Origin of the sequence: Thioclava electrotropha (assembly GCF_002085925.2) — a bacterium.
Taxonomy (GTDB): Bacteria; Pseudomonadota; Alphaproteobacteria; order Rhodobacterales; family Rhodobacteraceae; genus Thioclava; species Thioclava electrotropha.
This window is the reverse complement of the sequence record NZ_CP053562.1, coordinates 611,824-620,902: the sequence shown is the minus strand read 5'-3', so window position 1 is coordinate 620,902 and position 9,079 is coordinate 611,824. Positions and strand designations below refer to the sequence as shown.

The following is a 9,079-nucleotide window of genomic DNA, read 5'->3' as shown; positions in this document are numbered from 1 at the left end:
ATGGAAGCTGTTAAAGCCCCCACCGGCAGAACATAGCTTTGCCCATGCGCCTCGGGCAGCCCGTCATCCGTCTCCAGATAGACGCCATTCACGATGAACTCCGCCGCCGCCCGCGTGCCTGAGTCATTGGCCATGATGACCATATCGGTCAGCTGCTCGCGATAGCAGCGGCTCATATGCTTGTTGAATTCGCGGAACGCCTCGATCCCGTGGCGGATCTTTCCCTCGTTCACATGATGCGCGAAAGGCTCGCCCAGCTGGGCCTCCATCCCTGCCGTATCGCCTGCATTGAAGGCATCGTAATAGCGGCTGATCGTGTCGAGAGTGCGGGCGCGCGGCATGGCCATTCTCCGTAAAGCTGTCTGGCCTTGAGTGCCACGCGCCACGCGCCGCGTCAAACGCGGTCAAAGGCGCCGTCGCGGGTCACCCCAATGCGGCTCGCACGATCCCGGCCAGCGGCGTGGTCGGGCGGCCGATCAGCCGCGACAGGTCGTGGCTGTCATCGAACAGCGCGCCATTGGCGGCCTGCGCATCCGAATCCGCGATGATCGCGGCGAAGGGGCCGGGCAGCCCCATCGTCTCGAGCAACGCGCGATACTCGGCCTCGGCGAGGTGCGAGACCTCGACCGCGCGACCGGCCTGCGCGGCGATCTCGGCGGCCAGCTCGTCGAGGGTGAAACCCGCATCGCCCGCCAGCTCATAGGTCTTGCCCTGCAAGCCGGGATCGAGCGCCACGGCGGCCAGCGCCTCGGCGTAATCCGCGCGCGCGGCTGCCGCGATCCGGCCTGCGCCCGACGCCCCGGCGATCGTGCCCGACTGCGCGGCAGAGGCGATCGCGCTGTCGTAATTCTCGCCATACCAGCCATTGCGCAGCAGCGTATGGCTCAGCCCCGATGCGGCCAGCGCCGCCTCGGTCGCCACGTGCTCTTCGGCGAGTTGCATTTTCGAACGGTCGGCATGCAGCAGCGACGTGTAAAGGATATGGCCGACCCCATGCGCCTTGGCGGCCTCGATCACGTTGCGATGCTGCGGCGCGCGCTGGCCGACCTCGCTCGACGAGATCAGGATCAGCGTGTCGATGCCGGCCAGCGCGTCGAAACTGTCGGGGTCGGAATAGTCGAACCGCCGCGCGGCGCCCGTCAGCTTTTCAGGGCTGCGTGCCAGTCCGATCACATCGGTCGCGCCGCGCGCGGCCAGTGCGGCAAGGGTGAGTTGGCCAAGATGGCCGGTGGCTCCGGTAACGGCGATGGTCATGGCGACCTCCTTTTGTCTTTCGCTGAAGTGAAAGCTGCGCTCTTTACTGCGCAAAAGGAAGTACCTACATTTTGGTAAGTGTTCAGCAGCCCCGCACAGGAGCCTCCGCATTATGCAACAGACCGACCCCGCACTGCCCGTCGCCGATGTGTTCAACGCCGATTGCCCCTCGCGCATGATCCTGTCGCATGTCAGTTCGCGCTGGGGCGGGCTGGTTCTGGTCGCGCTGCGCGACGGGCGGCTGCGCTTTTCCGAGTTGCGTCGCAGGATCGGCGGCATTTCCGAGCGGATGCTGGCCCAGACCTTGCAGGTGCTCAAAGCGGATGGACTGATCTCGCGGCGCGATCATGGCGAGGTGCCACCGCGCGTGGATTATTGCCTGACCGAGGCGGGAGAGGCGCTCGCGATCCGCTATTTCGAGCTTGCGCATTGGATCGAAGCGAACCTGAGCCGACTTGGCACGCAGCCTGCACAGTCTGGCAGCTGATCAGACGGTCGGCTCTCCGAAACGTTCAATGAGATGGCGACGGATCTGGTCGCGGGTGTCGCGATAGGCGGCGAGCTTGGCCTCGCGCGTCTCGCCTATCCCGGTCGGATCGAGGATCGGCCAATATTCCACATCGAGATGGAAGAACCGCGTCAGCTCCAGCGCCTGACGCTGCGAGGCAGGCGAGAGCGCGATCACCAGGTCGAAGGCCGACAGATCGTCGCCCCATTCCTGCAACTCGGTGAAAGACCGCGCGCGGTGACGCTCCAGATTGACGCCGATCTCGGCCATCACCGCGATGGTGAAGCCGTCGATCTCCAGATCGGCCTTCACGCCCACCGACTGCACGTAGCATTCGGTGCCGTAGAATTTCTTCATCATCCCCTCGGCCATCGGGGAGCGCGTGGAATTATGATCGCACGCAAAAAGAACGGAGTTGGGGATCTCGCCCATCCGTTTACCTCGGGGCGAGAACGGCAACGAGGGTGAAGAGGCGCCGCGCCGTGTCGATGTCGATCTCGGCCTTGCCTTCAAGGCGTTCCTGCAGAATGCGCGCGCCTTCGTTGTGGATACCGCGCCGGGCCATATCGATCGCTTCGATCTGGCTGGGCGGCAGTTTCTTGACCGCCTCGAAATAGCTCTCGCAGATCTGGAAATAATCCTTCACCGCCTGCCGGAACGGGCCGAAGGACAGATGAAATTCCGCCACTTTCGCGCCGCTCTCGGTTTCGGTGTCGAAGACCAGCCGCCGATCGCGCACGCCAAGCGTCAGCGCGAACGGCCCTTCTGGTGCAGGTTGCCCGTCGCGGCCCGGGATGTTGAAGCTGTTATCCTCGAGCAGATCGTAGATCGCGACCTTGCGCTCCTGCTCGATCTCGGGCGAGGGCGCGGGCAGCCCGCCCGTGTCCAGCTGGATATGCGAAATCCGGGCCATCACCCCTCCCCTTCGTCATTGAGCGCATCGAGCCGCGCACGCACCGACAGCCCATGCGCCTCTAGGCTTTCCGATTTCGCCAGAACCTCGGCCGAAGGGCCGATCGCCTTCAGCGCGCCGGGCGTCATCTTCGCCAGCGTCGTGCGCTTGATGAAATCCATCACCGAGAGGCCCGAGGAGAACCGCGCCGAGCGCGCCGTGGGCAGAACGTGGTTCGGCCCACCGATATAATCGCCGATCGCTTCGGGCGTGTAGGCGCCAAGGAAGATCGCGCCGGCATGGGTGATCGCCTCGGACAGCCAATCGGGATCGGCGACGCAAAGCTCCAGATGCTCGGGGGCGACCCGGTTCGACAGCTCGGCCGCCTCCATCAGATCGCGCGCGACGATCACCGCCCCGAAGTCGCGCCAGCTCGCGCCCGCAATCGCACGGCGCTCCAGCGTCTCGAGCCGTTTCTCGACCGCCGCAACGACTGCCTTGCCGAAGGCCTCGTCGGTGGTGATCAGGATCGCCTGTGCGCTCTCGTCATGCTCGGCCTGGCTCATCAGGTCGAGCGCGATCCAGTCCGGGTCGCCCGTGCCATCCGCGATCACGAGGATTTCCGACGGGCCCGCGATCATGTCGATGCCGACGCGCCCGAAGACACGCCGCTTGGCCGCCGCCACGAAAGCGTTGCCCGGCCCGGTGATCTTGTCGACCGCCGTGATCGTCTCGGTCCCGTAGGCCAGCGCGGCAATCGCCTGCGCGCCGCCCATCCGGTAGACCGTATCGACGCCCGCCAGTTGCGCCGCCAGCAGCACCAGCGGATTCACCGCCCCGCCCGGCGTCGGGCAGGCCACGACCAGGCGCTCCACACCGGCGACCTTCGCTGGGATCGCGTTCATCAGCACCGAAGAGGGATAGCTCGCCAGCCCGCCAGGCACATAGAGCCCCGCCGCCGAGACCGGCCCCCAGCGCCAGCCAAGCTCCGCCCCGCTCGCGTCGATCCAACGCGCGTCATGCGGCATCTGGCGTTCGTGATAGGCGCGGATGCGCTCTGCCGCCAGTTCCAGGGCCGCGCGCTCTTCGGCGGGCACCTTGGCGACCTCGGCCTCGATTTCCTCGGGGGAGAAAGCCAGCGTCTCCGGCGTCAGCTCCAGACGGTCGAATTTCGCGGTCAGCTCGATCAGCGCCGCATCGCCCCGTTTCCGGATATCCGCGATGATATCGGCCACGACAACATCCACATCGGGGCTGTCCTCGCGCTTCATCCCCAGAAGTTCGACAAACCGGGCCTCAAAGCCCTCTTCGCGCGTGTCCAGAAAGTGCGGCATCGACAGTCTCCTATTGCGCTCTTCGGATTAGAGACTCCCGCCCTGCCCCGCAAGCACGACACTGCCCGCAAGGGCAATTCCACTTCGACTTGGCGTAAATATCCCCGCCGGAGGCATCCCCCGCAGCAGAACGCGGCTTACTCGGGATGATGCGGCACCTTGCCGGAAGGCGCACGATAGGGCCGCTCGACATCACGCAGATCGACATCGAGACATTCGACATCCGCCGCCAGCGCGCCATCGCCCGCCAGCGTCAGGGTCACGCGACCCGCGCCGTCTTCGGTCTCTTCAAAGGTGATATCGAGGATCGAGAGCACCACGTCGCGATCCGAACGATCGATCCCCATGCTCGAAACATGGGTGACATCCGAGATCACCAGCAAGGACCGCACCCGCTCATAGGGGCGCTTCTCGGCCTCGGCCTGCGCCTTGTCCTCCCAGCGGAACCGGTTGATCAGCAGCGCGAGACGCCGGGACTTCGCCTCCCAGGCGATCTCGGTGATCGGCAGCACGGCATCCTGCACCAGCGCCGCGATCACGGAGAGGTCGTCGCGGGTCTCGGCGCGCAGCGCGATCGCGCCTTCGCCACCATCTTCGAATTTCGCGTCACGGGTCATTGGGTCACCTCTGCATTCGATATGGGGAAGACGGCGGGGATTGCCAGCCGATCAATTCGCTTTCACGCGCTCGATATGCGCGCCGACGCCTGCCAGCTTCTCCTCGACGCGCTCATAGCCGCGATCGAGGTGATAGACACGGCTGACGACGGTCTCGCCTTCCGCGGCCAGCCCTGCGAGGATCAGCGACACGGAGGCCCGCAGGTCGGTCGCCATCACCGGCGCCCCTTTCAGCTTCTCGACGCCGTGGACCGTCGCATGACCGCCATGGACGTCTATATTCGCCCCCATCCGCACCAGTTCGGGCGCGTGCATGAAGCGATTCTCGAAAATCTTTTCTTCCAGAACGCTGGTGCCCTCGGCGGTGCAAAGAAGCGCCATCATCTGCGCCTGCAGATCGGTCGGGAAGCCGGGGAACGGCTCGGTCGTCACGTCGACCGCGCGGATGCGGCCATTCTTGCGCGCGACCTTGAGGCCAGTATGGGTCTGCTCGACCGAGATGCCCGCCGCGTCGAGCTTCTCGCAGAAGCTCTCCAGCAGATCGATTCGACCGCCCAGGCACTCCACCTCGCCGCCGCAGATCGCGGGTGCGAGCATATAGGTGCCGAGCTCGATCCGATCCGCCACGACCGGGTGAGTCGCGCCGTGCAGGCGGTCCTTGCCCTCGATCACGATCTCGGAGGTGCCGTCGCCCTCGATCTGCGCGCCCATCGCGCGCAGGCATTTCGCCAGATCGACGATTTCCGGCTCGCGGGCGGCGTTCTTCAGCACCGAGGTGCCCTTGGCGAGTGAGGCGGCCATCAGGAAGTTCTCGGTCGCGCCAACGGAAGCAAAGCGCATCTCGTGGGTGGCGCCTTTCAGCCCGCCCTTCGCTTCGGCATGCAGATAGCCGTCCTTCAGCTCGATCTCCGCTCCGAGCGCCGCGAGCGCGTCGACATGGATATCCATCGGGCGCGCGCCGATCGCACAGCCGCCGGGCAGCGACACGACCGCATGGCCCAGACGCGCCAAGAGCGGCCCCAGCACCAGATTCGAGGCGCGCATCTTGCGCACGATTTCATAATCCGCGACCGGGTTGATCTCGCCATGACACGAGGTCGCCAGAACCTTGCCGTCCTGCAGTGCGGTCACTTCCGCGCCGAGGCTCGCCAGCAATTCGGTCATCGTGCGGATGTCCGACAGGCGCGGCGCATTGGTCAGGGTCAGCGGCTCGTCGCTGAGCAGCGTGGCCGGCATCAGCGCGAGACAGGCGTTTTTCGCCCCCGCGATCGGGATTTGGCCGGAAAGTGGCCCGTTGCCGCGTACGACGATGCTGTCCATGTCAACTGCCCTCGGATTCGTTGTTATTCGGCGGCTTGGATTCGGATTTGCGGGCGCGCGCCTGCGCCTTGCGCCGCTGCAGATTCGCGCGCAGCGCCTGCGCCCGACGCTCTTCGCGGCTCAATTCCGCATCGCGGGACGTGCCCGATCCATCTTTCTTTCCGCCTGTCATGGCGCCTCGTTTAACCCGCCTGTGAAATCCTGTCGAGAGAGAGCAAGATTTGCCCTTGCACCCCCGCGCGATTGCGTCTAAATCCCCGCCACGGTCGAAGCGACGGACCGAAACCGGCGCTGCTGTAGCTCAGCGGTAGAGCACTCCCTTGGTAAGGGAGAGGTCGAGAGTTCAAGTCTCTCCAGCAGCACCACAACTTACCGGATTTCGAGGCAATCGCCCGCACAGTTATCCGCACAGTTATCTCCTTTCGATGATTTCAAGCGCCCGCTCTTGGTGGTGCGGGCTATGGTGCCAGTAGTGCTTTCGAATCGTCTCAGGCGACGTGTCGAAATACTCGGCAGCATCTTCAACGCTCAGCCCCTTCATCACCGCCCAAGTGATCGCGGTATGCTTGAGAACGTGAGGTGTTACGCCTTCAATCCCAGCCCGCTCAGCAGCGCGCCGGATACCTGTCTTGATGCTCGCGATCGGCTTCCCTCGGAATGAAACGACATGCGTTCCACGGTAGCCTTTCCATCGCAGCAAATGGCCGCGCAACTGACGCGGCGCACGGATGCGACCGCGCCGCTTGTTTGTCTCGGCTTGCCCCTCAGCGCGAAAGCGGATCACTCCGGTATCGAGGTCAACGCGGGTCCAGATAAGCTCTAGGATCGCGCTCGCGCGCCGCCCGGTGTAAATACTCAGAATGATGAAGCGGCGCACATGAGGCTCAGCGCACCAGATCAGCGCCGCCACCTCTTTGCGCGTCAGCCACCGATCACGCGGTTCGCCAGCTTCGGGCAAGGTGACTGCAATCGGATGGATCAACAGGCCTTCGGAGTGCGCGTGATTGAGTGCCGCTTGCAAAACGCCCAGTTCGCGCCGGACGGTTGAAGGACTAGCGGAAAGCGTCCGCGTGATCGTCTTCCCTGTCTTCGTGGTTGTCGTGGTGGTGCGAGGCTTCGCGCGCTCGCGCTCGTAAAGGCGGCAGGTCGAGCCTTTCACTGCGTCACAGGTCAGATCCGCCCAAAACGGCGCGAGAGCTTGGACGGAATAGGCGAGCGTTCCCGCCGCGCCAATTTTGGCCCCCTTGTCGTCAACGTATCGAGCCAGCACCTCACCCACGGTTAATTCGCCCGGATGGGCAGGACCGCGCCGGGCTTCCGGCTGCCTTCCGGTGAGGTATTCAGCGAGTGCCTTTTCAGCCTCTCCACGCTGGCCAAAGCTAAAGCCTGTCCGCTGCATCCGGCTTCCGTCTCGGATGATCCATTGCCCTTCATCCTTTCGGAAATAGAGGCGCGCGGGCTTTCGTTGTCTGGGCATTGCAGAAACTCCTCAATAGCCTGACGGTTCGTCAGGTAGTTCCGGCCAACCTTCACCGCCCACAACCGCCCATCCCGGCGAGCCTTCCGCAGCGTGTTTACCGTAACGCTGGAATGAACCTTGGCCGCCGCTTCGGCCAAGGTCATCATTTCAAGATTGTCGGGATGAGGATCGTGCATCAGGCCGCCTTCTCCGCGCGCTCAGCACCTCGCGCCTCGATCATCTCAGCTTCGGTGAGCTGATCGCCAGCAGAGCCGCCGATGCCGACCCACTCCATCGCATGGTGATGGTCGATCGTATCGAGCTTCGCGAGAGCCATCCGGGTCAATGCGATGGTCCAAATCCTGTCCGGGTGTTTCGCGTCTAGGTCATTGAGGTTGTCAACGGCCACGAGAAGCGCTCGCAGTTCGGTGAGCTGTTCGTCGGTGCGCTCGTAATTGTCGCGTTGGTTCGGGGGGATCATGCCGCGCTCTCCGCAGCCTCAGTCAGTTCAACCGAGGGTTTGAGCCGCTGCAAAATCTCGCTGTTGAGACTGCGCCCGTTCTGGGCAGCAGCAGCTTTCAGCGACGAGCGCCAGCCATCCGGCAAGCGGAGCATAAATTTAACAGTCGTGTCTTTTTCCTGAGCCATGATACCTCCGATGTGTCGAGTCGATATCATCTATATGTAGCGACTCGACATCATTGCGTCAATGCGCTTAAGCTGGCAACTCGACACCATAGTCAAAATGAGGCGTGCAGTGGCTGAGTATCCGAGCGACAAACAGGACAAGTTCATGCTCCGCCTGCCCGACGGACTGAAGGACAGGATCAAGGCTAAAGCGGACGAACACGGTCGCAGTATGAACGCGGAAATTGTCCAGCTACTTGAGAACGAATATCCGGCTCCAACGGATGTATTGCATTTGCACGTGGACGATATTCGGAAGCTTCTCGATATCTACGAGAAAGAGACTGATCCCAAAAGGAGACTGTACCTACAGTTGGTCATCTCTGATTTGGTTACCGCAGGAAACGACTTCCAAATTGTCTTCGATGAAGACGGAAATTTTTAATTCGGAATTGGAGAGACCACTTGAAACCAGTCACTATTCCGCAAGAACGCCGAGCAGAGTTCGAGAAACATCTAGCGCGGCTTGAATGGCTCAACGGCGAGATGGATCGCCTCGCTAGCTCCTACAAAAACGGCGACATAGACGCCGAAGTGTGGTTCAATCAAAATCAACCGTTGCTTCACGAGCAGTGGGAAATCATTGAGAAGATCAAAGCCTTTAACGATTAAGGCGGGAAGACCGCCCCAGACATTTCGGGAGCTATTACATGATTACGCAAGATTATAAGCTCGCCCGGTCCATTCTCAATTTCATCGCTTTCGTTGGGTGGTTCGGCCTTCTCATGGGGGTGGCGCTCGTATTCATCGCGTTCGCCGCGTCTGACGGTGAGGTGATTTATTCAATCTATGGCGGCAGCGTGGCGATAGCCGGTCTCGGGCTTGTCCTTGCCGCGCAGATCGCAAGCGCACAGATCGACACCGCCGAGAACACCCGGAAGCTGGTCGAGCTTCTGTCGGCAGAGCGCGGCGCGTAGACCGACTTGGATAAGGGGCGGGGTGCTCTCCCAAGTTGGGATTGCGTTGCGCCCACGCGCGCGTGGGTGCAACTCCTGTGTGCCAACTTGA

Annotated in this window: 15 protein-coding genes, 1 tRNA gene and 1 pseudogene; 5 read left to right on the top strand and 12 right to left on the bottom strand. The window is 62.9% G+C overall.

The window, feature by feature from the left end; all coding sequences use genetic code 11:
* Positions 1-14: 14 nt before the first annotated feature.
* Together AKL02_RS03115 and AKL02_RS03110 are read right to left on the bottom strand one after the other, a co-directional pair.
* Positions 15-341, bottom strand: a pseudogene (locus AKL02_RS03115) (nuclear transport factor 2 family protein); the annotation flags it as partial.
* An 82-nt stretch (positions 342-423) separates the two neighbouring features.
* Positions 424-1,254: an NAD(P)H-binding protein gene (locus AKL02_RS03110; protein WP_083077635.1), complete on the bottom strand. Its 831-nt coding sequence runs from the start codon at positions 1,252-1,254 to the stop codon at positions 424-426.
* A gap of 112 nt (positions 1,255-1,366) precedes the next feature.
* Here AKL02_RS03110 and AKL02_RS03105 point away from each other — a divergent pair, with 112 nt between their 5' ends.
* Entirely contained in the window at positions 1,367-1,741 is a 375-nt protein-coding gene (locus AKL02_RS03105) for a winged helix-turn-helix transcriptional regulator (RefSeq protein ID WP_083077638.1), read from the top strand.
* Here the strand turns inward: AKL02_RS03105 and AKL02_RS03100 are convergent, their stop codons facing one another.
* The 6 genes from AKL02_RS03100 to AKL02_RS03075 all read right to left on the bottom strand — a co-directional run bounded on the left by AKL02_RS03100 (position 1,742) and on the right by AKL02_RS03075 (position 6,097).
* Complete coding sequence (locus AKL02_RS03100) at positions 1,742-2,194, bottom strand: arsenate-mycothiol transferase ArsC (protein ID WP_078604260.1); 453 nt, start codon at positions 2,192-2,194, stop codon at positions 1,742-1,744.
* A gap of 4 nt (positions 2,195-2,198) precedes the next feature.
* Entirely contained in the window at positions 2,199-2,675 is a 477-nt protein-coding gene (locus tag AKL02_RS03095; RefSeq protein ID WP_078521735.1) for a UPF0262 family protein, read from the bottom strand.
* Complete coding sequence (gene hisD / locus AKL02_RS03090; RefSeq protein WP_083077641.1) at positions 2,675-3,988, bottom strand: histidinol dehydrogenase; 1,314 nt, start codon at positions 3,986-3,988, stop codon at positions 2,675-2,677. The genes AKL02_RS03095 and hisD overlap by 1 nt, the downstream gene beginning before the upstream one ends.
* Positions 3,989-4,125: 137 nt before the next feature.
* The gene (locus AKL02_RS03085; protein ID WP_083077644.1) at positions 4,126-4,605 is read right to left on the bottom strand and encodes a DUF2948 family protein; all 480 of its coding nucleotides are present in this window, start codon (positions 4,603-4,605) and stop codon (positions 4,126-4,128) included.
* Between the two features lie 51 nt (positions 4,606-4,656).
* Entirely contained in the window at positions 4,657-5,925 is a 1,269-nt protein-coding gene (gene murA / locus AKL02_RS03080; protein WP_083077647.1) for a UDP-N-acetylglucosamine 1-carboxyvinyltransferase, read from the bottom strand.
* A 1-nt stretch (position 5,926) separates the two neighbouring features.
* Positions 5,927-6,097: a hypothetical protein gene (locus tag AKL02_RS03075; RefSeq protein WP_165756964.1), complete on the bottom strand. Its 171-nt coding sequence runs from the start codon at positions 6,095-6,097 to the stop codon at positions 5,927-5,929.
* 118 nt (positions 6,098-6,215) lie between these two features.
* Between AKL02_RS03075 and AKL02_RS03070 the strand changes: the two genes are divergently transcribed.
* A tRNA-Thr gene (locus tag AKL02_RS03070) sits at positions 6,216-6,290 on the top strand.
* A gap of 47 nt (positions 6,291-6,337) precedes the next feature.
* Here the strand turns inward: AKL02_RS03070 and AKL02_RS03065 are convergent.
* The 4 genes from AKL02_RS03065 to AKL02_RS03050 are packed head-to-tail and all read right to left on the bottom strand — an operon-like array spanning position 6,338 to position 8,032.
* Positions 6,338-7,204 (bottom strand): tyrosine-type recombinase/integrase, encoded by an 867-nt coding sequence (locus tag AKL02_RS03065; protein ID WP_165756965.1) that lies wholly within the window; start codon positions 7,202-7,204, stop codon positions 6,338-6,340.
* 2 nt (positions 7,205-7,206) lie between these two features.
* On the bottom strand, positions 7,207-7,581 hold the full coding sequence (locus AKL02_RS03060) for a helix-turn-helix domain-containing protein (protein WP_165756966.1): 375 nt from the start codon (positions 7,579-7,581) through the stop codon (positions 7,207-7,209).
* A complete protein-coding gene (locus tag AKL02_RS03055) occupies positions 7,581-7,865 on the bottom strand; it encodes a hypothetical protein (protein WP_083077652.1) in 285 nt (94 codons plus the stop codon). The genes AKL02_RS03060 and AKL02_RS03055 overlap by 1 nt, the downstream gene beginning before the upstream one ends.
* On the bottom strand, positions 7,862-8,032 hold the full coding sequence (locus AKL02_RS03050; RefSeq protein WP_165756967.1) for an Arc family DNA-binding protein: 171 nt from the start codon (positions 8,030-8,032) through the stop codon (positions 7,862-7,864). The genes AKL02_RS03055 and AKL02_RS03050 overlap by 4 nt, the downstream gene beginning before the upstream one ends.
* A gap of 109 nt (positions 8,033-8,141) precedes the next feature.
* Between AKL02_RS03050 and AKL02_RS03045 the strand changes: the two genes are divergently transcribed.
* The 3 genes from AKL02_RS03045 to AKL02_RS03035 are packed head-to-tail and all read left to right on the top strand — an operon-like array spanning position 8,142 to position 8,988.
* A complete protein-coding gene (locus AKL02_RS03045) occupies positions 8,142-8,456 on the top strand; it encodes an Arc family DNA-binding protein (RefSeq protein ID WP_198453240.1) in 315 nt (104 codons plus the stop codon).
* A 20-nt stretch (positions 8,457-8,476) separates the two neighbouring features.
* Entirely contained in the window at positions 8,477-8,683 is a 207-nt protein-coding gene (locus AKL02_RS03040; RefSeq protein ID WP_083077660.1) for a hypothetical protein, read from the top strand.
* A 38-nt stretch (positions 8,684-8,721) separates the two neighbouring features.
* Positions 8,722-8,988 (top strand): hypothetical protein, encoded by a 267-nt coding sequence (locus tag AKL02_RS03035; protein WP_083077662.1) that lies wholly within the window; start codon positions 8,722-8,724, stop codon positions 8,986-8,988.
* Positions 8,989-9,079: the final 91 nt, after the last annotated feature.

Excerpts from the sequence above, each read along its gene's own strand:
- AKL02_RS03110 (WP_083077635.1), bottom strand. The coding sequence starts at position 1,254 with ATGACCATCGCCGTTACCGGAGCCACCGGCCATCTTGGCCAACTCACC.
- AKL02_RS03105 (WP_083077638.1), top strand. The coding sequence starts at position 1,367 with ATGCAACAGACCGACCCCGCACTGCCCGTCGCCGATGTGTTCAACGCC.
- AKL02_RS03100 (WP_078604260.1), bottom strand. The coding sequence starts at position 2,194 with ATGGGCGAGATCCCCAACTCCGTTCTTTTTGCGTGCGATCATAATTCC.
- AKL02_RS03095 (WP_078521735.1), bottom strand. The coding sequence starts at position 2,675 with ATGGCCCGGATTTCGCATATCCAGCTGGACACGGGCGGGCTGCCCGCG.
- hisD (WP_083077641.1), bottom strand. The coding sequence starts at position 3,988 with ATGCCGCACTTTCTGGACACGCGCGAAGAGGGCTTTGAGGCCCGGTTT.
- AKL02_RS03085 (WP_083077644.1), bottom strand. The coding sequence starts at position 4,605 with ATGACCCGTGACGCGAAATTCGAAGATGGTGGCGAAGGCGCGATCGCG.
- murA (WP_083077647.1), bottom strand. The coding sequence starts at position 5,925 with ATGGACAGCATCGTCGTACGCGGCAACGGGCCACTTTCCGGCCAAATC.
- AKL02_RS03075 (WP_165756964.1), bottom strand. The coding sequence starts at position 6,097 with ATGACAGGCGGAAAGAAAGATGGATCGGGCACGTCCCGCGATGCGGAA.
- AKL02_RS03060 (WP_165756966.1), bottom strand. The coding sequence starts at position 7,581 with ATGCACGATCCTCATCCCGACAATCTTGAAATGATGACCTTGGCCGAA.
- AKL02_RS03055 (WP_083077652.1), bottom strand. The coding sequence starts at position 7,865 with ATGATCCCCCCGAACCAACGCGACAATTACGAGCGCACCGACGAACAG.
- AKL02_RS03050 (WP_165756967.1), bottom strand. The coding sequence starts at position 8,032 with ATGGCTCAGGAAAAAGACACGACTGTTAAATTTATGCTCCGCTTGCCG.
- AKL02_RS03035 (WP_083077662.1), top strand. The coding sequence starts at position 8,722 with ATGATTACGCAAGATTATAAGCTCGCCCGGTCCATTCTCAATTTCATC.